Below are 23995 nucleotides of genomic sequence, written 5' to 3'. Positions count from 1 at the left end.
TTAATCTTCAATCTTCAGTTTCAACCTCTAAATCATGCTCGTTGTCACAGATGCAGCGTTTAAAGCCGGTTTCGATTCTGCCTTTGTCGCGGCGTCCCTTCAGGATAAATCGTTCTCCGCACTGTCTGCAACGGATCGTAACTTTCACCCGGTTCACGGTCATGTGTTCACCTTCCGCGCCTTCGCTTGCGCACCAAATAAGTGTTTTCACAACCAGTATGGTCACCGTTATCCGATTTTAAACTCCTCTTCCCCGCGGACGATGCGGAGCGGAGAACGGTCGTTGGCACGGTCCACTTTCCAGAGCGTGCGGATCCAGAGAAGCGTCATAAAGGGCAGCATAAACCAGATCCAGTTATTCGCCGCCACCAGCAAAATGTAGTCGAACGCCCCGTGCCACAAAATAGGCAGGAACAAAGAGGCGAGCAAATACTTGCGTTCGTGGGAACGCATAAACTTGGCTTTGCCGAGATAATAGCCCATCATAACGCCGAAAAGCGCATGTCCCGAAACGGGAAGAAGGGCGCGCATGAGCAGCGAAGACATGCTGATCCCATTGGCGAACGCATAGAGGATATTTTCCAGTGTAGCGAATCCAAGGCTGACGGCCACGGCGTAAACGATCCCGTCGTAAGGCTCGTCGAACGAATCGTGACGGTATATCAAATGGTACACAACGAACCATTTCAAAAACTCTTCCAACCCGCCGGAGATAAAGAAAGCAAAGGTAAAATGATTATCCCCGCCGATCTCCTGCATAAACGAATTCTGAAGCACCATAGCCGGAATAACGAGTAAGACTCCGCACAAAAACAGCTTGCCGACCAGGTGGATCGGCTCCGTTTCATAACGGTCCTTCAAATAAAAATAAGCAAGAAGGGAGATTCCGGGAGCAACCGCCGCCATTAGAACGGAAAACACGTTCATCCCATTTCCCCCTTTCTGATCCGGTGAACGATTCCGTCCTTCTTATACCCAACCACGGAAACGGGCGGCTTCCGCCATTTTGCGTACGCCGGTCATATAGGCCGCCAGACGCATATCGATTCCGCGTGTTTTATGAATAGTATAGACATTTTCGAAGCCTTTTTCCATCACTTCTTGAAGTTTGGAATGAACTTCTTCTTCCGTCCAGTAATATCCTTGGTTATTTTGTACCCACTCGAAATAGGACACAACAACACCGCCGGCACTAGCCAGGACGTCCGGAACGAGCAGCACGCCGCGCTCCGTCAAAATTTTGGTCGCTTCCAGCGTAGTCGGTCCGTTTGCCGCTTCGACTACGATACCCGCTTTAATGCGATGGGCATTCTCTTGCGTGATCTGGTTCTCGATTGCGGCCGGCACCAGAATGTCGCAATCCTGCTCCAGAATTTCGGTGCTCGGCATTACGTTCGGGAACAAGTTCGTCACGGTACCGAAGGAATCGCGGCGGTCGAGCAAATATTCGATGTCGAGTCCGTCCGGATTGTACAAGGCCCCGTTCACATCGGCAATCCCGACCACTTTGGCCCCGGCTTCGTGCATAAACTTGGACAAGTAGCTTCCCGCGTTCCCGAATCCCTGAACGATGACACGGGCGCCTTGAAGCGGAATGCCGCGCTTCTCCAGCGCTTTGTTGATCATGATCGTGACGCCTTTGGCAGTCGCCGTCTCGCGTCCGTGGGAACCCCCCAGCACGATCGGCTTGCCCGTGATGAAGCCCGGGGAATCGAACTCGCGGATGCGGCTGTACTCGTCCAACATCCAGGCCATGATCTGGGAGTTCGTCATGACGTCCGGCGCCGGAATGTCCTTGTTCGGACCTACCAGTTGGCTGATCGCCCTTACGTACCCGCGGCTGAGCACTTCCAGCTCACGGAAAGACATGCTCCGCGGGTCGCAGATGATGCCGCCCTTGCCGCCGCCGTAAGGAAGATCCACGATGCCGCACTTCAAGCTCATCCAGATGGAGAGAGCTTTCACTTCGTCTTCAGTCACGCCGGGATGAAACCGGACTCCGCCCTTCGTAGGACCGACCGCATCGTTATGCTGGGCGCGGTAGCCTGTGAATACCTTGACTTTGCCGTCGTCCATCCGGATCGGAATCCGAACCGTCAGCACGCGGAGCGGCTCCTTGAGAAGCTCGTACATTTCGTCGGAATATCCAAGTTTCTTCAGGGCATCTTCAATAATCGTTTGAGTAGATTCCAGTACGTTCAAGTTTTCGGTGTTAGCCATGTTGACCACCTCGTTTATGTATTATAACGCAATGAAAATAAAGCATCCTGCAAAAACACTTGTTTTTGGAGAATGCTTTATGAAGCAGGTGCCGCCTATATCTTGTCCGGCATGCAGCCACCCGGAGCCGTGCACATTCGGGCAAGGTCGGGAATGGTCCACGCCGGTAGTTGGAGTGTAAGGCATAATCATGCGAAATGCCGGCATAATTCCTGGACCGCATTAGCTTCAATTACAGCTTTTCCATACTCTTCGAGTACGGCCTTCGTCACGTTGGTCGCATCTCCGTACTCGGATAGAACGGCGATGAGCGTCTGGAACTTGCCTTCCGGCAGTTCGGTCGGTTCGAGCTGAAGGATCCATTTGTTTTTATACGTATAAAGCGCTCCACCATCCGTTAGCATCGGATTGACGACTTTTGAAGCACGAAGCAAATCTTCGAAATCGCGGAAGGCGTATGAAACGATGTCGCTTTGTTCAAGCGTCACTTCCATTTCGTACACTTCTTCGTCATCATGGTCATCCAGCAAGTCGGCTTGCAAGGACAAGTCCATGCTGCCCCTGGTCACAATGACGACCATTCCTTGGGCAGGGAGCGCAAAAACTTCTACAGCTAAAGGTCCTGCAGGTTCGAAACCCAATTCGGAATAGGCCTGATCCATCATGTCGCTGAAAAGATCGTGAACTTTGGGGATTTCCCTCCACATGTCGTCTTTCTGGATGCCCCGTTCCGTCAAATCATCGAATGTAAGGAAAATCCGTATTTTGTCCGGGCTTAAACGTTCGATTTTCATGACAGGATCCTCCTTTCCATGACACCTCTGTTTGAATGGTTATAAACAAAATATGCCGGTTTGAAAACCATGGTGTGTGCGCTTGCGGAAACAAGCACGCTTATGGGTGCCACCTAGTATTAGTATACCATGTTAAAGCCAAAATGTTAGCTATACGGCAAAAATTTAAAGGCACCTTCTCTGCGGAATGCAGAAGAGGTGCCTTTCGGTCTTTCACGCTCCCCGCGGAGCGGTCAGCGCAGCTTTACACTCAGTGAGTCGCCTGGGATGACGCGGCGTTTTTCACCAGGATTTCGTCTACAGCCGCTTTTACCTGCGAATCTTTGGCAATCAGATTTTCCAGCGCTTCCTTGCCGTCCGAAGAATGAGATCCGCCGGAACCGTGAGAAGAGCTGGAGCTCTGATTCGACTGCTGCTTGGAGCTTTCCTTGCGGCCGGAACCGGAAACAAAATTTTTGGTCTGGCCGATTACATCGTTCAATGAGCTGCCGATTCCGCTGCTTTCCGAACTGAACATCGCGGACCGCATGCTTTTTATCCGTTTGCCGGCATACATAGCAAGTGCAGCGCCCGCGACGCTTCCGATAAGGAAACTGCCTAATTTCATCCCATATCCCTCCAAGTTTTTAGAATGTATGAGTCTTGATTAGGTTGCGTCCGATAGCCGGGGGCCATTCGCCCGTAAAGTGGGAATAGGAGGGGATTCGGACCACAGGAAATAAGCCCCCTGCAGCACAACAAAAAGCCCGACGAACCTTGTGACCAAACGGCTTATATGCGCCGCGCGTCTTCCGGGTTTGTCAGGCATCTGGATTGCGGCCGGACTTGACTTGTCAAGTTCCGGATGTATATCGGATTCCCCACCAGCCGAGCCCCATGACGAGAAGAATGAACAAAAACAGAAGCAGACGGTAAAACCAGCGTGTAACTTTGGCCCGTTCGGACGGATGTACCGAGCTTCTCGGAGGGAGGTAGTGGCTTTCTTCTTCATTGTCATTGACTAAATCGCTTTCCGCGAGTATCGGCTGTTCGTACTCTATCCCCTGTGTCTTGTTGCCTTCCATGCCGGATTACTCCTCCTTGCCGTAACGTAAGATGCAGCCCGAAATAAAATCAATCATAAAATGGGCGAAAATAGCGGTCCACAAGGACCCGGTATGGATAAAAATCCAGCCGATCCCGTAGGAAATGCAAAAAACAAGACCCGTCATCAGCCAATGCTGGAGATAACGGATATGAATGGCCGCAAAAACGATGCTTGTCCAGTATGGACCCAGGTAATGCTGAAGGCCCGCGCGGAACAGGAGTTCTTCGCATATCGAAACCAGCACGCAGATGAGCGCGATATGCCACAGCGGACGCCTGCCGAAGATACGCTTGTTCACTCCCCCGTCGTCCGTAACTTCCTCGGGGACATATTTGGACACGATCAGGTCCGCGGCCAGCACGGCCAGTGCGATACCGCCTCCCCAGAGGACGATGGACCAGCCGGGCGCAAAGCTGAAAAGACTCCGCCAGTCCGCCCCTTGAACGAACAGCATGATAACGCCGACCACCAGCAGAATCGCCTGGGTTCCATATAAGTTAATAAGCAGCATCCGGTCATTAAGGTCATCGACCCGGATGTCCGTCTTAATGCGGATATTTTTCAGATCTTTCCATTTCCAGTTCCATTTTCTCATGATGGTCCTTCCCAGGGAGTTTCCCCTATTACGCGGTATTAGTTGTCTATGATGCCGAGTCTCGATACCATCATCTTCATCCTTATTAACATACCATGAATCTCACATAGAGGAAATCTTGTCCTTCTTAATAGAACGGATAAGTCCTGCAAAAGTTCCGCTCCGGACATAAAAAAAGCGCCCCTCCACAGTGGATGGCGCTTAACATTGAGCCGGGTGAGGCGCTTCCGCTTCCTCAAAGACATGACAAGTCTGATGTCTCTTAATCGTAGGCAAAACCGCGGAGCATCGCCAAAGCCGCCATACCGCCTTCGACATTGACCAGCTTGTCCGGCTCGAAGCCGTTTCTCTCCAGATAACCGCACACCATCTCGCTGCGCACACCATGCGCGCACAAGACATACAGGTCGGCGTCACCGACAAGTTCGTCCAATCGCTCCGGAATGGTATTCATGGGGATGAGCTCCGGCTCATCCAGATGGTAATGGTCCCATTCGTACGGTTCGCGGACATCGACAATTCGAATCCCCTTGAGCATCTCCGGTTTGTCCAGAAGTTCAAGAAATTTTTCGGGCGCAATATGTTTCATGCAGGCTTCTCCTTTTTTTACATGCGCTTACATGTGGAAAATTTTCGTAATAACTGAAGAATAGCGAATATTATATCCGAATACAAGAGTAATAGTACGGATTTTTCACCCTATTTGGCGTTTCGTTTGTTAAAACGGCGTGAATATTCGGGTAACCCTATTGACACGTTGCCGGGGCCATGTTACATTAAGTGAAACTTAACGACATATACCACGTTAAAGCGTTGACGGAGACACGTACGCATGGACAGCCTTTCAGAGAGCCGATGGTTGGTGGAAATCGGCAGGACGCATGCATACCAAGCACTCCGGAGCATTGAACCGAAGCGAAAGCCGCAGGCTCAATCGGCAGAACCCGTTATCGTTCAGGTCCCGACACGGACCAATAAGGCCTTGCGTGAGAACGCCGGGTGAAGTAGGGTGGCACCGCGAAGATAACTTTCGTCCCTTCATACGGGTTACGTATGAGGTTCGGGAGTTTTTTTATTTCCCAAGAGGAGGCTATATACATGTTTAAAGTACTTGTATCGGATCCGATCAGCGATATGGGGATCCAAATGCTCTACGACGCAAGCGATGTTGAGGTAGACAAGAAACCGGGATTAAGCGAAGACGAGCTTGTTACGATCATCGGCGAATACGACGCCCTGCTCGTACGCAGCCAGACCAAGGTTACACCGCGCATCATGGAAGCCGCGCCTAAACTGAAAGTAATCGGCCGCGCGGGTGTCGGCGTCGACAACATCGACCTCCAAGCGGCAACCAAACACGGCATCGTGGTGATCAACGCGCCGGACGGCAACACGATCGCAACCTGCGAGCATACTTTCGCGATGATGATGTCGGTAGCCCGCTCCATTCCGCAAGCCTACAAAAAGACGGTCAGCGGTGAATGGGACCGCAAATCGTTCGTCGGCGTCGAGCTTCGAAACAAAACACTCGGCATCATCGGAATGGGACGCATCGGAAGCGAAGTCGCCAAACGCGCCAAAGTGTTCGGCATGAATGTCATCGGCTACGATCCGTTCCTGACGGAAGACAGAGCCGAGAAAATCGGCGTCAAGCTCGGAACGGTCAACGATATCGCGGCCGCAGCCGACTTCATTACCGTCCATACGCCGCTGACGAATGAAACGCGCCATATCGTAGGCCCGGCTCAATTCGCCATCATGAAAAAAGGCGTACGGATCATCAACTGCGCACGCGGCGGAATCGTTGACGAGAACGCCCTCGTGGCCGCAATCGAAAACGGCACTGTAGCCGGAGCCGCGTTTGACGTATTCGAGCAGGAACCTCCTCAGGCGAGCCACCCGTTCCTGAACAATCCAAGCATCATCGTCACACCGCACTTGGGCGCATCGACTATTGAAGCTCAGGAAAACGTAGCCATTGACGTCTCGGAAGAGCTTCTGCATATTCTGCGCAACGAACCGTTCAAAAATGCCGTGAATATGCCGCCTGTGCCGGCTACCGTGATGAGCAAACTCCAGCCTTACTTCAACCTCGGGGAAAAGCTCGGTCTTATCGCCGGTCAGCTGACCGAAGGACCGGTCAATGAAATCGTCGTCAGTTACTCCGGCGATCTCGCCGACGTGGACACGAATCCGTTGACTCGTTATATCGTTAAAGGCGTTTTCACGCAGCATCTCGAAGGCATCAATCTCGTGAACGCCATGCATATGGCCAAATCCCGCGATATCAATATCACGACGCAGCAATCGTCCACAACCGGAACGTTCACCAATCTCGTGACGATTACCGTTAAATCCAAACAAGGCGACCGCACACTGGCGGGTACGCTGCTGGCCGGTTACGGCGAGCGCATCGTGCGCATCGATCAATACCCGGTGGACTTTGCACCGGAAGGCTCGCTTCTTCTCATCTCGCATAACGACAAACCCGGCATTATCGGCCGCGTAGGTACGCTGCTCGGAAGCAATGACGTGAACATTGCGACCATGCAGGTAGGCCGTACGGTCGTCGGCGGATCGGCGATCATGGTTCTGACCATCGATAAGACCGCTCCGAAAGAAGTTATTGCCGAGCTTGAGAAACTGCCGGAAATCGTCAACGTTCGTCAGCTGGGCATTTAAGCACTTCTCGGCCGATTTATACGGGGCCGGCGCTTGTAACATACGTTATGGCTACGGCCTCTTCTTATCCGGCCTGCGAAATGTTTCACGAACAACAAGATTTAATTCGTTTTTTCAACAAAAAAGGCGGAAAGCAGCTGAATGACTCAGCAGGCTTTCCGCCTTTTGCATGTATTCTTGCAGAGCTCGGGCCGAAGCCGTCCGGAGCCTTTTACGGTTTGTTGGCTCCGCTCCCGATGTCGGCTCTAATATCCCCTCTTCGTCGTTAGAGACGTTACGGGGACTAAAGGGGCGTGCGAGCCTTAACACTCTTTGCACGGCAGGACGATGGTAAACGTCGTCCCCTGCCCCAGCTTGCTGCGCATCGTGATCGTTCCCTGATGGGCGTCCACGATGTTCTTGACGATGGCCAGTCCGAGGCCCGTGCCGCCGGTCGCTCCCCGTGTCCGGGCTTTGTCCGCTTTATAGAAGCGCTCGAACACGTAAGGGACATCTTCGGCCGGAATCCCCTGGCCTTCGTCCGTCACTTCCAGCTTGCAGCCGGGAGAAGACTTGTACGCGTAAGGCTCCGCCTTAATCGTAATCGTCTTCCCGCCCGGCGTGTGCCGGAAGGCGTTGTCGAGCAGGTTGGTCAGCACCTGCTCCAGCCGGTCCTCATCCGCCGTACAAACCAGCTCCCCTTGCGGGAGCTCGAAATTCAGGCGGATGTCTTTCTCCCTCGCCAGGACCGTAAATTTGCGGTGCATCCGTTTCACGAGCCCGCCGATATCGGTCCTGTTGAAGTTCATCTCGAGATGCCCCGCTTCCATGCGGGCCAAATCGAGAAGATCCCGGACGAGGCGGCCCATCCGCAGCGCTTCGTCATAGATGACCTGAGCGAGCTCCTTGCGCTCCTCGGGGGACCCGGCGATGTCGTCCAGCAGCGCCTCGCTGTAGCCTTGCACCATCGACAACGGCGTGCGCAATTCGTGCGAAACGTTCGCGACGAAGTCCTTGCGCAGCTTGTCGAGCCGGAACTCCTCCGTCACGTCGCGGAGCACGGCGACGGCGCCGCGTACCCCGTCGCGCGAATGCAGCGGCGTCATCGCGACGGACCAGACCTCGTTCTCGACGTGGAGCTTGTCGGTCTGCTCCCGCGCCTCCGTCACCACTTGATGGAACATAGGCTGCAGCGGAGCGGGAATATGTCGGTCAAGCGGCAGAGGAAGCGCTGCCGGAACGCCCCCGTTGACGGGCGGCCCGTCCGGGTTCCAGGAGAGTTCTTCCCACTCCTGGATGATTTTGTCCCCCTGCGGGTTCGTCACAATGACTTTGCCCCCGGCATCGAACGTCATGACCGCGTCGGTCATGCTCCGAAGAACGCTGGAGAGGTTCTCTTTTTCATGCCGCAAGGCTTTCACGTTCTCTTGAAGCTCTTCTCCCATCACGTTGAACGATTTGGCGAGCTCTCCGATCTCGTCGGAAGAAAGAATCGGAACCTTCGTGCCGTATTCCCCCCGGGAGATTCTTCCCGCCGCATCTTTGAGCTGAAGCAGCGGCCGCGTGATCCGGTAGAACAGGAAGAACGCGAACACGGTCGTCATCAGAAAGCCGATAATCGAAACGATTACGAACAGCCGGAATACGTCCCACTGGGTAGCTTCCAGGGATTTCAGGGATTGATACAGGACAATAGCGCCCTGCGTATCTTTGACCCCTCCGTCCGGCGTATGATAGAGCGGCACGGCCACGGCGATATAATCGTTGCGCTGGTTGATTTTACCCTGCTTGTTGTAGGGGATTCGCTTCTCCAGCATCTGGCCGTTCAAGACGGATTTCAGCTCCGCCTCCGAAAAAAAGTCGGCCGCTTTGAACCGGAGAAGCTCCTGGTTTTTGCCCTCGACCGACGGATTCAATTCTTTCAGATCTTTATCCAGCGCAATCATGCGCGCATCTTGAAGTTCCAGGAGCTGATTGGCCATCCTGTAAAACTCTTCGTCCTGCAGATGAAGGGCGGCTCCGTTCGAATAATCGCCCGCAAGCTGTTTCAGATTGTGAACCTGATCCTCGGACTGGGAAAAATATTGTTCCAGCGACTGCACGAGAAACACGCCGAGCGTGATCAGAATAACCGCCACAAGACCGATAATTGTCAGCCACAGCTTGCCGACTACGCTGCGCAGGCTAAACACGTTACTTCGGCACCTCTAGCTTGTAGCCTACGCCCCAGACCGTCGTAATCATCGCAGCCGCTTCTGGCGATACTTTGTTGAGCTTTTCGCGCAATCTTTTCACATGGGTATCGACCGTGCGCAAATCCCCGAAAAATTCGTAATTCCAGACATCTTTAAGCAGCTCTTCCCGCGAAAATACCTTATCCGGCGATACCGCCAGATAATGGAGCAGTTCGTACTCTTTGGGCGTCAGAGCGACTTCCTGCCCGCCTGCCGTTACGCGGTGAGCATCGTGCTCGATAACCAGGTGCGGAAATACGATGTTGTTGCTCGAATTCGCATCCTTGGACAGAAAAGCCGTAGCGGACGACCGCCGCAGGATCGCCTTGACCCGGTAAATCACCTCGCGCGGACTGAACGGTTTCACGACGTAATCGTCGGCACCGACTTCGAACCCGTGAACACGGTTCGTTTCTTCGCCTTTCGCGGTCAGCATGATCACCGGCGTGGACTTGACTTGGCGCAGACGGGCGCAAACTTCCGTCCCGTCAATCCCCGGCAGCATCAGATCGAGCAGAATCAGATCGAAATCGCGCTCGGTCGCCAGTGTCAGGGCCGTTTCGCCGTCTTCGGCTTCCTCGATGCCGTAGCCCTCTTTCTCCAGGTACATCCGAAGCAGACGTCTGATCCGTTCTTCATCGTCTACAACCAGAATATTCAATCTCTGTTCCATGACGTTCACAATCCCTTCCGTCCATAAACGATTGTAGTAAATGATTGGTTAAAATTATACACCCGAATAGGAATGCAGGCCAGCGATGACCAAGTTTACCCCGACTAGCGTAAACATAACCACGATAAAGCCGATTACGGCCAGCCATGCGGAACGTTTGCCCTGCCAGCCGCGGGAAAGACGGAGATGCAGGAATACCGCATAGAAGAGCCAGACTATCAATGCCCACACTTCCTTCGGATCCCAGCCCCAGAATCGGCCCCATGCTTTATGAGCCCATATCATCGCGAAGATGAGGGCGCCGAGCGTAAAAATCGGATAGCCGATCGCGATGGAACGGTACCCGATCTCGTCAAGGTCCTCCGGGTCCATGCCTTTCATAATAGGTGAAATCGCCTGCCCGATCGGCTTGCGCAGAATTAGTCTGAGCAGCGCATACAGAAGGACGCCGATCAGAACCGTCCAGATCACGGTATTGAACTTCCGGCCGGCATTTTCACCGCTCATCCAGGAAGGCGCCGTGAAGAGCGGCTTGTCCATGCCGAGGAATGTGTCCATTGATTCGAGCGTCGTCTGGTACGGAGCCACGATAGGCGGCAGCACATAAGTGACGGTCTGGCTTACTTTTTGCTGGGTGCCGTCTTCTTTGGCCAGGATTTGTTCTTTGACGAACTTGGCTTCATAGCCTGCGGCATTGAATGTGAATACGGAAGCGATAAAAGCGATCAGCATAAAAATAATGAGCAGGGTGAATTCCACCCCTCTTTGTTCCTTGCGGTCGGAGGCCGTTTTCCCCTGAAAATTCACCGTCCGGATCAAATACATTAAACCCGCGGCAAAGCCTACGGCGAAGAATGCTTCACCCGCGGCCGCGGTCGTTACGTGGATTTTAAGCCAGTAGCTCTGCAGCGCCGGAATCAGCGGCTGGACTTCGTTCGGGAAGACGGCCGCGTACGCAATGATGAGCACGACGACCGGCAGAGCAAATACCCCGAGAACCGGGGTACGATAGATGGCGTATACGATAATAAAGGCAATCATGATCATCATACCGAGCATCGTCATAAACTCGAACATGTTGCTGGTCGGAATGTGTCCGCCCCCGTACCAGCGGGTGAAGAAATAAAGAAGCTGGGACACAAGGCCCAAAACGGACAGGCCGTAAGCGGCTCTGCCCCATTTGCGCGCATGAACTTCGGGATCCCGGTTGCTCCATGTTTTACCGGCGATTGAAAGTACAAACACCAGAAAAGCCACACAGTAGATAACAAATGAAACCAGCAGCGCGTTCCCGCTGAAATTTAACCAATTCATGTAGCTTTCCCTCCTTTTTCAAGCGTTTTCTGATCCACGGTAATGCCTGTTTTGTTCAACGAGGCAGCTACTTCCTTGCGGACGCCGAACCAGTTCTTGTTCGTGTGCGCGCCCAGTACGAGCCGTCCGTCGTCGATCCGGAGCCATACTCGGCGGTGCTGCCAGTAGAAGCCCATGATGAGACCGATCATTCCGATCGCGGCCCCGATCCAGATGTAGGGAAGCGCACGGTCCGTCCGGATATTCAGGTAAGAGGTATAGGAGGAAAACGTGACGTTTTCCATCGATCCGACAGATAAGTCGAATTTAGCGCCTATTGATCCGTTAATTTCGTCCTGGCGGAACTCCTGCTTGTCTATTTGTCTCGGGAAATAGATGTAAGGCTCACCGTTTGGAGAAAGCCCCGGCCCCGTAATCTGAAAAATAAATGCAGGCGCTTTCGCTTCATTCGATTTCGTAATAGGCTCCCCTTTGTCGTCCAGGCCGAATTCCGGGAAATATCCCTTCAGCGACAGCTTGTAAGGGCCTGCCTGGTACGTATCCTGAGGATCCTTCATCGGAAGCTCGAAGCTTCCGTAAGATTCGCCCGTCTGTTTGTTCGTCAGCGTAGGCTTGACCGAAATGAGCAGCGGCGCTTCCTTATAATCGTATTGAAAAGCGAGAAGGCCTTTGTAATCGAGCGGTTCGTTCACGATAATTTTTTGCCGGTGCACTTCCTGCAGCTCCGGTTTTTGGCCGGGAGTGTCGCAGTCCGCTTTACAGGTGTAGATCACGGCTTCGGTTTCATAAATTTTCGGGACGGCCCGTTCCCTTTTTTTAAACTCTTCGGTCATTTCTTCCGGCTTGTAAAAATCGATGGTGAACTTCTCATTCTTGATATAGAGCGACGTATCGGGAATTTTCTTGATCTCCCCTTCGCGAAGCCCCATATATTCATCCATCTGCCAGCCCGGGAAACTGCGCATCAGCACGGCCAGCAGAAAAATAATGAGGCCGATATGAAGCACGTAAGGTCCCCAGCGGCTGAACCGGTACTTCTCGGCAAGAAGCGCGGCTCCGTCCGTATGTACGCGGTAATGTTTTTTGCGGAGCTGGCGGGCCATTTGCCCTGTCCACTCTTCTTCGCTGATTCCTTCCGGAATGCGTCCGTCGTAAGAGACCTTCTGGCGGAGCAGGAAGCTGTGGTGCTTCTGGATCTTCTGCTTGGAGAGCGCCCGGTACAGCGGAAGAACGCGGTCCAGGCTGCAGATGACGAGCGAGGCTCCGATCATCAGAATAAGCAGCTTAAACCACCACGATTCGTACGTATGGGATAAGCCCAGCAAATAATACACATGGCCCAGTGTTCCGTATGTATTCTTATAGTAAGTGGCAGGGTCTACCTGAATAAAATTGCTTTCCTGCGGATAAATGGTGCCAAGCGAAGAACCGATCAAGGTCAGGACGATAATCGTCACGGCCACCTTCACCGATGAAAAGAAATTCCAGACCCGGTCCAGCCAGGACGGATTTTCCCGCTGGGATCGACGCGCGACCCCATCATATTTCATTTCCAGCGGTTCGTTGGAAAACGCTTCTTCGGTCAGCGGCTTGCCGCACGATTCGCAGAGCAGAGTCCCTACATGGTTCTGGTGCCCGCAATCGCACTTCGTGTTCTGAAACACGCCGCATTCCCCCTCTATGCTGTTGAATGGATACCTTATTGGCCGCCGCCGGTACCGGCTGTCAGCTTTTTCAGCGTGTCAGCGATAAAAGCCTCGTCCATCTCGCCTTTATGGATCTTCATGACCGTCCCGTCGGGTTTGACGAAGAACGTCGTCGGATATTCCACGACCCCGTACTGTTTCCGTACGTTCTCCTCGTTGTCGAGCAGGATCGGCAGATTCAAATTGTACTGGTCCACGAAGTTCTGAACCGTCACGCGGCTCGTGTCCAAGTTGACCTCCAAAAACTCCACGTTCTTGTTTTTCCAAATGTCGTACTGCTTCTGCAGAGCCGGCATTTCTTTCTTGCAGGGAGGACAGAAGGTTCCCCAGAAATTGATCAGGACGCCTTTGCCTTTGTAGTCGGAAAGCTTGTAGGACTTGTTATCGAGTCCGGTGAGTGTAAAGTCCGGCGCTTTGGAGCCCTCGACCGGATATTTTTTATCGTCGGCGGATGTTAAGTTGTTGACGATCGTGAATACACCGATGATAAGAACAAGGCCTAAAATGATAATCTGAACCCATTTTTTGTTCTTTTTCATAGCGAGCACCCTCAAAAATAAGACATAACTATCCTCATTATAACGAAAAAAAAGGCCAAGCTTAGCGGCCTTTTTGAATTTTATGTGACTGCAAGGCCGCATCGCGCAGGCTGTTAATTTCGTCATTGCGCAGGACTCTGTACTTTGCTCTCGGAAGACCGGCAAGCAATAAGGGTCCGTATTGTACCCGTCTTAATTTGACTACCGGAAAAGATACGGCATCGAACATTCTTCTCACCTGACGGTTCCGGCCTTCGTAAATCGTAATGGAAATAACGCTCTCATTCTGCTCCGGGCGCACATCGACGTATTCGACCTCGGCGGGAGCGGTCATGCCGTCCTCCAGCTCGATGCCCGCTCTCAATCGGTCGAGAACGGAACCGTGCACGACACCCTTGACGGTCGCATGATACGTCTTGGCCACATGATGCCTAGGATGCATCATCAGGTTGGCGAATTCCCCGTCGTTCGTCAGAATCAGCAGACCTTCCGTATCGTAATCAAGACGGCCGACCGGATAGACGCGCTCCTTGATCCCCGGCAGGTAATCGGTTACGACTTTGCGGCCCTTCGGGTCCGCGGCGCTCGTAATAACGCCTTTAGGTTTGTTCAGCATCACGTACACTTTCGTCTGCTGCTTAATGGCCCGTCCGTCTACCATTATCATATCCTCAGCGGGATTCACTTTCACGCCAAGCTGCGTGACGACTTCTTCGTTCACGCTCACACGGCCGGCCAGGATCAGCTCCTCGCTTTTCCTGCGGGAAGCTATGCCCGCCTCGGCCAGCACTTTCTGCAATCTCTCCATCCTCAACGTTCACCTCAAAGCTAATGATAACCATCCTTGCGTGAAATCACAAGTTCTCTCCCGGCGAATCCGCAAATGTTTTTCGGGGGATACGGGGCCGAAGCCTCCCTTCCCGTCTTTCATGGACGAGCGTTGACGGATGAGACGGCTACATCAGGCGGTTGTATCGGCGGCGTGAGTTTGGAAGGTTCTTCTGCTAATCGTTCCCTTAAGCGGAGGAAAATAATCATTTTTTGCCAAAATACAGGCCGGGCTGAACGGTTTCCCCGGAAAAACGAAGAAGCCGCCCGGTCCGGGCGGTCTTCAGGTAGCGAACACGAGCAGACATATGATGATGGAAGCGATGAAACCGACGACATCGGAAATCAAGCCGACTTTGAGCGCGTAGCCGGCTTTGCGGATGCCGATAGCCCCGAAGTACACCGTTATGACGTACAGCGTCGTATCCGTGCTGCCCTGGACCGTTGAAGCGATCCGGCCGACGAGCGAATCCGGACCGAACTGGGCGATCAGATCGGTCGTAAAGGCAAGGGATCCCGCGCCCGTGATGGGGCGCAGGACAGCCAGCGGGAGCACCTCCGACGGGACGCCGAGAGCCTGGAACAGCGGCTTCAACCAGCCGAGGGTCAGTTCCAGCGCCCCCGATGCCCGGAACACGCTGATCGCGACCATCATACCGACGAGATGGGGAATGATTTTGACCGCCGTATCGAAGCCTTCCTTGGCACCGTCGGTGAAAGATTCGTACACGGGCACTTTCCGGTAGGCGGCGTACAGCGGAATGAAGACGATAAGGACCGGGATCGCCCACGCCGAGAGCACGTTAACCCATTCGTACATCAGCGGCTCATCCTTTCACTGCGGGGTTCGCCGGCAGCCTGCGCCTGTACCAGCGGTCGACGATGATCGCGGCGGCCGTGGATACGATCGTAGCCAGCAGTGTCGTCCCGACGATTTCCGACGGATTTATGGAATTGTAATTCATCCGGATGGCGATCAAGGTCGTCGGAATGAGCGTGATGCTGGCCGTATTCAGGGCCAGGAGCGTACACATCGCGGGGCTGGCCGTATCCTTATGGGGATTCAGCTTCTGCAGCTCCTGCATCGCCTTAATTCCCATCGGAGTAGCGGCGTTGCCGAGCCCCAGAATGTTCGCGCTCATGTTGGACATGATGTATCCCAGCGCAGGATGATCCTTCGGAATGCTGGGAAACAGGAAGCGGACGACCGGACGAAGCAGGACCGCCAGCTTGGACAACAGGCCGGCATCCTCGGCGATTCTCATCATGCCGAGCCAGAAGACCAGCACGCTGATCAGGCCGAAGCAGACCGTCACGCCGCTTTTGGCGCCGTCGAAGGCCGCCTGCGTTACGGCTTCCACGTTGCCCTGGACTGCGGCAACCGCAAAGCCGGTTACGATGAAAAACAACCAGATCCAATTCACCATCGTGCCTTCCTCCTTTCCTGTACTTGCTTACACGCCGGGTGAAAACATCGCCCGGATGGCTTTGCGCAAGGTTACACTCCATGCGTTCCAGACGCTCATGTCCGCATCGGTAGCCTGAAAGCCGAATGCCGCCTTGTCGGCCGCTTTCAGCCTCGGGCTTGCCGGATCCACCAGCGGTACGGTCCCGATCAGGCGGTCGTCCAGCTTAAGCCGGAGAGTCCCTTTTTCGCCGAGACGCGAGTCCAGCGAGTCCGGCGGGAACAGCTCCGGTTCGGCGGTGACGCGGTCTTTTTCCACGGAGAGCAGCGGGTACGAGAAATCCCGCTCGGCCACATAAGGCGTTCCGTCAACCGCCTGGCCCTTTTGCAACAGAGGAACCAGCGGATAATGCTCAAATCCCCACCGCAGCAGTCTGGTATGGTCCGCCCAATCATCGCCGTCGTTAAGCGTCACGACGACAAGCTGCTGGCCGTTCCGAGTTGCCGATGACACCAGGCACCGCTTGGCCAGCTTCGTATAGCCGGTTTTAACCCCGTCGGCCCCATCGAAAAGACCCAGCATCTTGTTTTTGTTAAACCAGGTGTATTCCCACGATTCGTTCGGGTTCGGCACTTTGATCATTTTCGTCTGGACAATTTCCTGGAAAGTCGGATTTTTCAGGCTGTAAGCCGCCAGCTTCGCCAAATCGTCGGCGCTGGAATAATGATCGGCACTTTCGTCCAATCCCGACGGGTTGGTGAAGTTCGAGTGATCGAGACCGATCTGCTCGGCTTTCCGGTTCATCATTACCGCAAAACCTTCCACGCTGCCGCCTACATGCTCGGCTATGGCTGTCGCCGCATCGTTGCCGGAACGGAGCATAAGCCCGTAGAGCATATGCTTCAGGCTCATTTCCTGCCCCGCCTTCAGGTACAAGGATGAGCCTTCCTTTCCGGCGGCTCGGGTGCTCACTTTGACAATGTCCGTCAGCTTGCTCTCCTCGATGGCCACGATCGCCGTCATGATTTTAGTCAGGCTCGCTATCCTCATCGGCCTGTCTCCCCGCTTCGAGTAAAGAACTCTGCCCGATTTCACGTCGACGAGGGCCGCGGCCTCCGCATTCGTTCCTATCGCCGGGGGTTCCGCCGCCAAGGCCGCTGTACCCAACAGGTTCAGCATGCACAAAAACGCCAGCATACCGGATACCCACATCCGCTTGCTCATATGCCCTTCCTCCCATTGCCCCTCGCATCCGGGTCAAGACTTGTCTTCCCTACAGGGAACTTTGTACAAGTATATGCTTGACCCGTCCGCTTATGACCCGCTTGTCTGAGTGCGGGCGGTTCTTTACAAATTCCCGGAACTCCGGTATACTTCTTTAGGATTGTTTAAGAAACGGCCGAGAACACTTATCAAGTGAATATGGAAATCACCGGAGGAGCCTGTCATCGCAGGCTCCTTTTTGCGTTTTTTTCCTCCGCATCCGTTCCGCCGGACACCCGCGCAGCAGTCTAAATCCGCCCGAATGGGGATGCGGGAAACGCTTGTAAACCGCTAACAAGAAGGAGAGTTCACCCTATGAATCAAGTCTGGATCGCACTTATCGTTTTTCTGGCGACGTATGCCGTCATTATATCGGAGAAGAAAAACCGCGCCGTCGTCGCCCTGCTCGGGGCCGCCATTATGGTCATCTTCGGTATTGTAGACGTCCACAAGGTGTACACCGAATATATCGAATGGGGAACCATCGCTCTATTGGTGGGCATGATGATTCTTGTCGGCATCACCAACAAGACCGGCGTGTTCCAATACGTAGCCGTACGCGCGGCAAAAATGGCCAAGGGAGACCCGATGCGCATCCTCATCTTCCTATCCCTTCTGACCGCAATCGGTTCGGCCATGCTCGATAACGTGACGACCGTGCTTCTGGTCGTACCGGTCACCTTGTCGATCACCCGGATGCTGAACATTAACCCGGTGCCTTTTCTCATTTCCGAAATCATCGCTTCCAATATCGGAGGGACCGCTACTCTGATCGGAGATCCGCCCAATATTATGATCGGGTCGGCTAATCCCCATCTCACGTTTAACGCTTTTCTGAGCAATCTCGCGCCGGTGACCGCTCTCGTCCTCATCGCAACGCTGGCGATGCTGCGCGTCATCTATAGAAAGCAGCTTAAAACCAGCCCCGAACACAAAGAAAAACTGATGAAGCTGGACGAAAAAGCCTATATACAAGAACCGGTCCTCATGAAAAAATCGCTGATCATTCTCGGGCTGACCATTATCGGATTCGTGCTTCATTCCGTCATTCATGTGGAAGCGGCCGTCGTAGCCATCACGGGCGCCGTGCTTTTAATGCTTTTCGGATTAAAAGAACAAGAAGTTGAAGAGGCGTTCGATTCCGTGGAATGGGTCACCATTTTCTTCTTCGCCGGTTTGTTCTCCCTGGTCGGAGCCTTGCAGGAAGTCGGCATCATTAAAAGTCTGGCTCTGCAGGTGCTGAACGTTACGGGAGGAGACGTGAGGCTCGCCGCTCCGCTTATTTTATGGGGATCGGGGATAGCATCCGCCACCATCGACAACATCCCCTTCGTCGCCACCATGATCCCTCTTATTAAAGATATGGCCGTGAACATGCAGCTTCCTGTCGATTCCATGGAGATCAACACGCTCTGGTGGTCTCTGGCCCTGGGAGCATGTCTTGGAGGCAACGGGACTCTGATCGGCGCTTCCGCCAATGTCATTGTAGCCGGCATTGCCGCTAAAGAAGGCAAAGGATTCAGCTATTTGGAGTTCCTTAAAATCGGAGCGCCCATTACCTTCGTTTCGCTGCTTATTTCACAGTTGTATCTCTATTTCCGCTACATGATTTTTCTGCCCTGACCACGGAAATCCGTTACCCTGCCAAAACGGTAAAAAAGCCCGAAATCGGTTTGATCCGATTCCGGGCTTTTCGCATGGCGGGAGAAGAAGTTACATTTTGATGGTGTCCGCTTCGATATTAATGTTCGAAGTACCCGCACCGCCAAGACCCGAAGCGCTTCCGCCCTGCTTGATCATGGACTGCACACGGTCCACGATTTGCGGAGCGGAGTCGATCAGACGCTCAATCAGATGAGTCTGATTGTCGAGCGGCACAATCTTGACGCCATGCTTGCCTACGACAAGAAACGCGATCGGGGTAATGGAGACACCGCCGCCGCTTCCGCCGCCGAACGGCATTTCCACGGCCGCTTTCTCAAGCCCGCCCCGGCTCCCCACGTCCGGAAGAGTTTCCGTCGTGAATTCGCTGCCGCCTGCCGCGAAACCGAACCCGACTTTACTGATCGGCATAATGACGCTGCCGTCCGGTGTTTCTACCGGATCGCCGACAATGGTGTTCACATCCACCATTTGCTTGATGTTTTCCATGGCTGTTTTCATCAGCCCTTGAATCGGATGATCGGTCAATGAAGTCTCCTCCTTTGGTTCCTTCAAAGCGGAAGTTCCATGCTTGAAGGAGTGTTAGGTCTGCATCCGATAGGTTGCCCCGGGAATGATCTTCGTATGTAAACCGCCCTAAGCCCGTGCCGGTTTTACGTCGCGGCCGGCTCCGGCCTTTTGGCGCGCGTTCTGTCTCCGGGAATGACTTGACGAAGGAGCCGGAACCAGGCGCGCAATCCTCCGGGCGTTCTGATAATCCTGTAGATCAGTCTGCATCCGGAAAGACCGATTGCCGCCGCTTTAGCCTGAATGACACACACAAACTCGATTTGAAAAGCGGTACGGTTATACTGCGGATTTACAGCCAGTTTCGGAATGGCGGACAGCGGCACATATTTCGTCAGCAGCCCGACAGCCGCCGATTTCAAAGTCCATACGGTTCCGGACAGAATAGCGGTCTGTACCGCGTCGCCGGCCCCGATTCCCGTGCTCCATTTTAGCTCCGTGCAGCGAAAGGCGCTCATGGTGCGTTTAAACCAGGCGTTTAGCCCTTGCGTGTGCCGCAGCAGGTCTTTTCCTTCGCGGTAAAAAGCCTGAATATACTCTTTATCGATTTTGCTTTTGCTTTTTTTAGTGATATCCATCTTATTCTGATCGGCTTGGTTGATTTTCAGCGTCAGTCCATCAACCAGATTGTTGAACTGAATGGCCGGCACATTAAACCGGTATTTAATCCAGCCGTACAGCGCACGGACCTGAACGTACATTTCGTCATTTTCCCCGACCCGGTTCCAGTAAAACGTAAATTGAACGGAGCTGAGCATGGCCAAGACGGCCGCCAGGACCAAAACAAGCGCAATGGCGATTATTATTCCCCCGATTAACACAGGTACCCTCCTCCCGCAAACCGACCTTCCTAGTATCACCCGCTCCATCCAGATCATTCAAACATTTTGTGAGACCCGGGCATCGGTCCCGACCCAAAAAAAGCGCCCCGCTTGCATACCGCAAGCCAAGACGCTTCTCTTTTTGCTTATTCTTTGTCAGGTACGTCCGGATCTTTGGCAAGCCCTTCAGGCAGTTCCGGCAGTTCAGGCACTTCTGGAAATTCCCAATCGTTCGGTGACGATGACGTAAATTCGTACCGTTCCGGAATAGAGGCGGGCTTCTCACCGTCATTTTCCAAGAGCGTCAAGTCCTCCCCGTTGTCCACGGACAAACCGGCGTTTTTGGCATCCAGCCCGTCCAGCAGATCCCGTCCCAAATCTTCGAAAGTCAGCTGGTCGGTTTCGTCCCCGTTCAATTTGTCAAAAAGAAGCTTCGTCTCTTCCTCCAGATCGAAATCGCCGACAAAAGCCGGCGACTCCGGCAGATCGTCGATCGAACTGAGGCCGAAGTATTCCAGGAAAGGCTTCGACGTCCCGTATAAAATCGGCCGTCCGATCGCTTCCGCGCGCCCTGTTTCCACAATGAGCTCCTTCGCCATAAGCGTATGAAGGGCCCGTTCGGATTTGACCCCGCGGATTTCCTCGATCTCCACCCGTGTGATCGGCTGTTTGTAAGCGATGATGGACAACGTTTCAAGCGCGGCCTGCGACAAAGAGGAACGGGAAGGAGAATAGGCCAGCCGTTCGAAATAAGGCGCATGCTCCGGAACCGTCGTCATCTGATAGGCACCGGCAACCCTCGTGATCTGGATCCCCCTGCCTCCGCTGCGCAGGTCTTCCTGAAGCTCTTCGACCAGCTCGGTGACGATGTGCGCGTCCGTCTCCAGAATATCGGCGAGCTGTTTCTTGTCTAGGCCCTCGTCTCCCGCCACGAAAAGCAGCCCTTCAATAATCGATTTCATCTGTTGAAAGTCCATCCGTCATCTCTCCCTCTTTGGCCTGAATGACGATGTCTTCAAACAGCCGGTGCTGAAAGCATTGAATCTTTTTCATCTTCATCAGTTCCAATAATGCCAAAAACGTGACCACGATTTCCTCGCGGCTGCATTCCTTTTCAAAAAGCTTCGAGAACAGGAGCCGCCCGCCTTTATTGCGCAGAAGCTCCACCAGATCCACAATCCGGTCCTTCACGGATATTTCGTCCCGCCGGATTTTGGTGACCTGGTTGCGGTGCACCATCTTCCGAAGCGTCCGCTGGAAGGCCAGCATCAGGTCATTGACGTCCAGCCCTTTAACGGGATTCTCCTGCACCTGGGGAACGTAGGGCGTCAAGTCCTCGGGCTCGCGCGTAAACACAAGACTCCGCTCCACTTCCTTGTCGCGCAGCAGATCGGCAACCGCTTTGTACTTGCGGTATTCGATCAGCTTCTGCACGAGTTCGGCCCGCGGATCGAAGTCGTCCTCTTCGTAATAATCGAAGTCCAGATCGAGTACGGGAGGTTTCGGCAGCAGCATTTTGCTCTTGATCGCCAGCAGTGTGGCGGCCATGACCAGAAATTCGCTCGTCACTTCCAGCTCCAGCTCGTGCATAGCCTGGACATATTCCATGTACTGCTCCGTAATGTCCTTGATCGGGATATTGTAAATATCGACCTCGGACTTATCGATCAAGTGAAGCAGCAGGTCGAGCGGCCCTTCGAACGCTTCAAGTTTATACAGCATTTTCATGAATCTGCTCTCCCAAAAAAAGATCCCCGTCCTAAGTGGCCGGGGCTCCGAATCGCTTGCTAAGCGCTGTAGGGAGGCGCGAGTTCAAAAACCGCGGTCAGCCCTGCAGCTGCTTCGTAAGATTAGCCATTTCTATCGCGGTAACGGCGGCATCCCAGCCTTTGTTGCCCGCTTTCGTGCCGGCCCGTTCCACCGCCTGTTCGATGGAGTCGGTCGTCAGGACTCCGAAAATAACCGGAACACCCGTTTTTAATGAAATGGCGGAAACGCCTTTGGCCACTTCGTTGCAAACATAATCAAAGTGAGGCGTGGAGCCGCGAATAACGGTACCCAGCGTAATGACGGCGTCATACTTGCCGGTTTCCGCCAGTTTTTGTGCAATCAGAGGAATTTCGAATGCGCCCGGTACCCAGGCGACTTCGACTTCGGTATCTTCCACTCCGTGGCGCTTTAGCGCGTCGAGCGCTCCGCCCAGCAGCTTGGACGTAATAAATTCATTGAAACGGCCCACAACGATGCCGTATCTCTGTCCTTGGGAAATCAGATGACCTTCATAATTTTTTACCACAATAACCGACTCCTTCTAGTATACAAATTGATGACGCAGATAAAAAGAGATTTTTAGAAAAAACCATCAGTTTGGATCAAATTGGAGCAAATGACCGAGCTTTTCCTGCTTGGTATGCAGATATCTGGCATTATCTTCATTATGCGGCATCTGGATCGCGACTCTTTCGACGACCTCCAGTCCGTAGCCTTCCAAACCCTTGATCTTGCGAGGATTGTTCGTAAGAAGGCGAATCTGCCGGATTCCGAGATCTTTCAGAATCTGGGCCCCTACTCCGTAGTCGCGCAGATCGGGAGCGAATCCCAGCTTGACGTTCGCTTCGACCGTATCGAGGCCTTCTTCCTGCAGCACGTAGGCCTTAAGCTTGTTGATCAGTCCGATGCCGCGCCCTTCCTGGCGCATATAGAGCAGCACGCCCGCTCCTTCATCGTTTATCTGCTGTAGAGCGGCAGCGAGCTGGGGACCGCAGTCGCAGCGGTGGGAGTGGAACACATCTCCCGTCAGACACTCGGAATGCACGCGCACCAGCGTCGGGACCGAACCGTCGATATTCCCTTTGACAAGCGCGACATGCTCCTTCTGATCCAGCTGGTTTGTATACGCGATGGCCTGGAACGTACCGAAATCCGTCGGCAGCTTCGCCTCCACTTCGCGTTTGACCAGGTTTTCCTTTTCACTCCGGTAATGGATGAGGTCTTTGATCGTAATGATCTTCAGCCCGTGAATGCGGGCAACCTCCATCAGATCGGGGACCCTGGCCATCGTTCCGTCTTCCTTGATCACCTCGCAAATAACCGCCGCGGGATACGAGCCGCTCATGCGTGCCAGGTCGACGGCCGCTTCCGTATGACCCGCGCGGCGCAGGACGCCGCCCTTTTTCGCAATCAGGGGAAATATGTGCCCCGGCCTGCGGAAATGAAGCGGCTTCGCTTCCGGATCAATGAGGGCCCGGATCGTCCGGGAGCGCTCGTGGGCCGATATCCCCGTCGTAGTTTCCGCATGATCGACGGACACCGTAAAAGCCGTCCCGTGATAATCGGTATTGCGGGATACCATGGGAGGCAGGTCCAGTTCCTGCGCCCGTTCTTCCGTGATCGGGGCGCAGACGAGACCGCGGCCTTCCTTGATCATGAAATTGATAACCTCGGGCGTCGTTTTATCCGCCAGGGCGATGAAATCGCCTTCGTTCTCGCGGTCCTCGTCGTCCACGACGATAATGACCTTCCCTGCGGCCAGGTCGCTGACCGCTTCTTCGATCGAATGAAACGAATAGGTTTCTCTCTCTGTCATTTTGTTCCCTCCTTCAAAAAAATACCGTTCGGCTTACCG

At 53.8% G+C, this 23995-nt stretch carries 24 protein-coding genes, 1 pseudogene and 1 other annotated feature; of the genes and pseudogenes, 2 read left to right on the top strand and 23 right to left on the bottom strand.

Annotated features, from left to right (window positions below):
- Positions 1 to 7: 7 nt before the first annotated feature.
- The 8 genes from ABH899_RS08130 to ABH899_RS08095 form a co-directional block, all read right to left on the bottom strand.
- Positions 8 to 211 carry a hypothetical protein gene (locus ABH899_RS08130; RefSeq protein ID WP_148498308.1) on the bottom strand — a complete coding sequence of 68 codons (204 nt, stop codon included), beginning with the start codon at positions 209 to 211 and terminating at the stop codon, positions 8 to 10.
- Positions 212 to 228: 17 nt separating this feature from the next.
- Positions 229 to 927, bottom strand: a complete 699-nt coding sequence (gene prsW / locus ABH899_RS08125; protein WP_009674403.1) for a glutamic-type intramembrane protease PrsW — start codon at positions 925 to 927, stop codon at positions 229 to 231.
- A 42-nt stretch (positions 928 to 969) separates the two neighbouring features.
- Positions 970 to 2220: a Glu/Leu/Phe/Val family dehydrogenase gene (locus ABH899_RS08120; RefSeq protein WP_009674390.1), complete on the bottom strand. Its 1251-nt coding sequence runs from the start codon at positions 2218 to 2220 to the stop codon at positions 970 to 972.
- A gap of 188 nt (positions 2221 to 2408) precedes the next feature.
- On the bottom strand, positions 2409 to 3014 hold the full coding sequence (locus ABH899_RS08115; RefSeq protein WP_009674407.1) for a genetic competence negative regulator: 606 nt from the start codon (positions 3012 to 3014) through the stop codon (positions 2409 to 2411).
- A 250-nt stretch (positions 3015 to 3264) separates the two neighbouring features.
- Entirely contained in the window at positions 3265 to 3621 is a 357-nt protein-coding gene (locus tag ABH899_RS08110) for a hypothetical protein (protein ID WP_009674391.1), read from the bottom strand.
- A gap of 226 nt (positions 3622 to 3847) precedes the next feature.
- Positions 3848 to 4078 (bottom strand): hypothetical protein, encoded by a 231-nt coding sequence (locus ABH899_RS08105; protein WP_009674397.1) that lies wholly within the window; start codon positions 4076 to 4078, stop codon positions 3848 to 3850.
- 6 nt (positions 4079 to 4084) lie between these two features.
- Entirely contained in the window at positions 4085 to 4696 is a 612-nt protein-coding gene (locus tag ABH899_RS08100) for a CPBP family intramembrane glutamic endopeptidase (RefSeq protein ID WP_369995424.1), read from the bottom strand.
- Between the two features lie 262 nt (positions 4697 to 4958).
- Positions 4959 to 5285, bottom strand: a complete 327-nt coding sequence (locus tag ABH899_RS08095; protein WP_369995422.1) for a rhodanese-like domain-containing protein — start codon at positions 5283 to 5285, stop codon at positions 4959 to 4961.
- Positions 5286 to 5500: 215 nt separating this feature from the next.
- Positions 5501 to 5737, top strand: a binding site (T-box leader).
- A 57-nt stretch (positions 5738 to 5794) separates the two neighbouring features.
- On the opposite strand from ABH899_RS08095, the gene serA reads away from it, so the two are divergent.
- Positions 5795 to 7378, top strand: a complete 1584-nt coding sequence (gene serA / locus ABH899_RS08090; protein ID WP_369995420.1) for a phosphoglycerate dehydrogenase — start codon at positions 5795 to 5797, stop codon at positions 7376 to 7378.
- A gap of 302 nt (positions 7379 to 7680) precedes the next feature.
- Here the strand turns inward: serA and ABH899_RS08085 are convergent, their stop codons facing one another.
- The 9 genes from ABH899_RS08085 to ABH899_RS08045 all read right to left on the bottom strand — a co-directional run bounded on the left by ABH899_RS08085 (position 7681) and on the right by ABH899_RS08045 (position 17281).
- Positions 7681 to 9549 carry a sensor histidine kinase gene (locus ABH899_RS08085; protein WP_009674433.1) on the bottom strand — a complete coding sequence of 623 codons (1869 nt, stop codon included), beginning with the start codon at positions 9547 to 9549 and terminating at the stop codon, positions 7681 to 7683.
- 1 nt (position 9550) lies between these two features.
- On the bottom strand, positions 9551 to 10264 hold the full coding sequence (locus tag ABH899_RS08080) for a response regulator transcription factor (protein WP_016423993.1): 714 nt from the start codon (positions 10262 to 10264) through the stop codon (positions 9551 to 9553).
- Between the two features lie 54 nt (positions 10265 to 10318).
- Positions 10319 to 11578, bottom strand: a complete 1260-nt coding sequence (gene ccsB, locus ABH899_RS08075) for a c-type cytochrome biogenesis protein CcsB (protein ID WP_369995418.1) — start codon at positions 11576 to 11578, stop codon at positions 10319 to 10321.
- Entirely contained in the window at positions 11575 to 13242 is a 1668-nt protein-coding gene (gene resB, locus ABH899_RS08070; RefSeq protein ID WP_369995415.1) for a cytochrome c biogenesis protein ResB, read from the bottom strand. Before resB ends, ccsB begins: the two co-directional genes overlap by 4 nt.
- Positions 13243 to 13277: 35 nt before the next feature.
- The gene (gene resA / locus ABH899_RS08065) at positions 13278 to 13823 is read right to left on the bottom strand and encodes a thiol-disulfide oxidoreductase ResA (RefSeq protein ID WP_369995414.1); all 546 of its coding nucleotides are present in this window, start codon (positions 13821 to 13823) and stop codon (positions 13278 to 13280) included.
- 61 nt (positions 13824 to 13884) lie between these two features.
- Complete coding sequence (locus ABH899_RS08060; protein ID WP_009674383.1) at positions 13885 to 14631, bottom strand: pseudouridine synthase; 747 nt, start codon at positions 14629 to 14631, stop codon at positions 13885 to 13887.
- A gap of 303 nt (positions 14632 to 14934) precedes the next feature.
- Positions 14935 to 15471: a spore maturation protein gene (locus ABH899_RS08055; RefSeq protein ID WP_009674402.1), complete on the bottom strand. Its 537-nt coding sequence runs from the start codon at positions 15469 to 15471 to the stop codon at positions 14935 to 14937.
- A 7-nt stretch (positions 15472 to 15478) separates the two neighbouring features.
- Positions 15479 to 16078, bottom strand: coding sequence for a nucleoside recognition domain-containing protein (locus tag ABH899_RS08050; RefSeq protein WP_369995411.1), 600 nt, complete (start codon positions 16076 to 16078; stop codon positions 15479 to 15481).
- 27 nt (positions 16079 to 16105) lie between these two features.
- Positions 16106 to 17281, bottom strand: a complete 1176-nt coding sequence (locus ABH899_RS08045) for a D-alanyl-D-alanine carboxypeptidase family protein (protein WP_369995410.1) — start codon at positions 17279 to 17281, stop codon at positions 16106 to 16108.
- A 354-nt stretch (positions 17282 to 17635) separates the two neighbouring features.
- Here ABH899_RS08045 and ABH899_RS08040 point away from each other — a divergent pair, with 354 nt between their 5' ends.
- Entirely contained in the window at positions 17636 to 18943 is a 1308-nt protein-coding gene (locus tag ABH899_RS08040) for an ArsB/NhaD family transporter (RefSeq protein WP_369995408.1), read from the top strand.
- A gap of 90 nt (positions 18944 to 19033) precedes the next feature.
- Here the strand turns inward: ABH899_RS08040 and ytfJ are convergent, their stop codons facing one another.
- From ytfJ to ABH899_RS08010, 6 genes and pseudogenes are all read right to left on the bottom strand, one after another.
- Entirely contained in the window at positions 19034 to 19510 is a 477-nt protein-coding gene (ytfJ, locus tag ABH899_RS08035; RefSeq protein ID WP_009674430.1) for a GerW family sporulation protein, read from the bottom strand.
- Positions 19511 to 19635: 125 nt separating this feature from the next.
- Positions 19636 to 20370 carry a DUF2953 domain-containing protein gene (locus tag ABH899_RS08030; RefSeq protein WP_369995406.1) on the bottom strand — a complete coding sequence of 245 codons (735 nt, stop codon included), beginning with the start codon at positions 20368 to 20370 and terminating at the stop codon, positions 19636 to 19638.
- A 374-nt stretch (positions 20371 to 20744) separates the two neighbouring features.
- Positions 20745 to 21347 (bottom strand): annotated as a pseudogene (scpB, locus tag ABH899_RS08025) (SMC-Scp complex subunit ScpB); the annotation flags it as partial.
- The gene (locus tag ABH899_RS08020; RefSeq protein ID WP_009674406.1) at positions 21316 to 22098 is read right to left on the bottom strand and encodes a segregation and condensation protein A; all 783 of its coding nucleotides are present in this window, start codon (positions 22096 to 22098) and stop codon (positions 21316 to 21318) included. The pseudogene scpB and the gene ABH899_RS08020, both read right to left, overlap by 32 nt.
- A gap of 97 nt (positions 22099 to 22195) precedes the next feature.
- The gene (gene ribH / locus ABH899_RS08015; RefSeq protein WP_009674421.1) at positions 22196 to 22666 is read right to left on the bottom strand and encodes a 6,7-dimethyl-8-ribityllumazine synthase; all 471 of its coding nucleotides are present in this window, start codon (positions 22664 to 22666) and stop codon (positions 22196 to 22198) included.
- Positions 22667 to 22732: 66 nt separating this feature from the next.
- On the bottom strand, positions 22733 to 23956 hold the full coding sequence (locus tag ABH899_RS08010; RefSeq protein ID WP_009674405.1) for a bifunctional 3,4-dihydroxy-2-butanone-4-phosphate synthase/GTP cyclohydrolase II: 1224 nt from the start codon (positions 23954 to 23956) through the stop codon (positions 22733 to 22735).
- Positions 23957 to 23995 lie beyond the last annotated feature (39 nt).

The sequence above is a fragment of the Paenibacillus sp. RC84 genome, assembly GCF_041260495.1.
Taxonomy (GTDB): domain Bacteria; phylum Bacillota; class Bacilli; order Paenibacillales; family NBRC-103111; genus Paenibacillus_F.
The sequence above is the reverse complement of the archived record's forward strand: the minus strand, read 5'-3'. Positions and strand labels throughout refer to the sequence as shown.

Bases quoted from the DNA above. Each gene is read 5' to 3' on its own strand.
- prsW (WP_009674403.1), bottom strand. From the start codon at position 927: ATGAACGTGTTTTCCGTTCTAATGGCGGCGGTTGCTCCCGGAATCTCC.
- ABH899_RS08120 (WP_009674390.1), bottom strand. From the start codon at position 2,220: ATGGCTAACACCGAAAACTTGAACGTACTGGAATCTACTCAAACGATT.
- ABH899_RS08115 (WP_009674407.1), bottom strand. From the start codon at position 3,014: ATGAAAATCGAACGTTTAAGCCCGGACAAAATACGGATTTTCCTTACA.
- ABH899_RS08110 (WP_009674391.1), bottom strand. From the start codon at position 3,621: ATGAAATTAGGCAGTTTCCTTATCGGAAGCGTCGCGGGCGCTGCACTT.
- ABH899_RS08105 (WP_009674397.1), bottom strand. From the start codon at position 4,078: ATGGAAGGCAACAAGACACAGGGGATAGAGTACGAACAGCCGATACTC.
- ABH899_RS08100 (WP_369995424.1), bottom strand. From the start codon at position 4,696: ATGAGAAAATGGAACTGGAAATGGAAAGATCTGAAAAATATCCGCATT.
- ABH899_RS08095 (WP_369995422.1), bottom strand. From the start codon at position 5,285: ATGAAACATATTGCGCCCGAAAAATTTCTTGAACTTCTGGACAAACCG.
- serA (WP_369995420.1), top strand. From the start codon at position 5,795: ATGTTTAAAGTACTTGTATCGGATCCGATCAGCGATATGGGGATCCAA.
- ABH899_RS08080 (WP_016423993.1), bottom strand. From the start codon at position 10,264: ATGGAACAGAGATTGAATATTCTGGTTGTAGACGATGAAGAACGGATC.
- ccsB (WP_369995418.1), bottom strand. From the start codon at position 11,578: ATGAATTGGTTAAATTTCAGCGGGAACGCGCTGCTGGTTTCATTTGTT.
- resA (WP_369995414.1), bottom strand. From the start codon at position 13,823: ATGAAAAAGAACAAAAAATGGGTTCAGATTATCATTTTAGGCCTTGTT.
- ABH899_RS08060 (WP_009674383.1), bottom strand. From the start codon at position 14,631: ATGGAGAGATTGCAGAAAGTGCTGGCCGAGGCGGGCATAGCTTCCCGC.
- ABH899_RS08055 (WP_009674402.1), bottom strand. From the start codon at position 15,471: ATGTACGAATGGGTTAACGTGCTCTCGGCGTGGGCGATCCCGGTCCTT.
- ABH899_RS08050 (WP_369995411.1), bottom strand. From the start codon at position 16,078: ATGGTGAATTGGATCTGGTTGTTTTTCATCGTAACCGGCTTTGCGGTT.
- ABH899_RS08045 (WP_369995410.1), bottom strand. From the start codon at position 17,281: ATGAGCAAGCGGATGTGGGTATCCGGTATGCTGGCGTTTTTGTGCATG.
- ABH899_RS08040 (WP_369995408.1), top strand. From the start codon at position 17,636: ATGAATCAAGTCTGGATCGCACTTATCGTTTTTCTGGCGACGTATGCC.
- ABH899_RS08020 (WP_009674406.1), bottom strand. From the start codon at position 22,098: ATGAAAATGCTGTATAAACTTGAAGCGTTCGAAGGGCCGCTCGACCTG.
- ABH899_RS08010 (WP_009674405.1), bottom strand. From the start codon at position 23,956: ATGACAGAGAGAGAAACCTATTCGTTTCATTCGATCGAAGAAGCGGTC.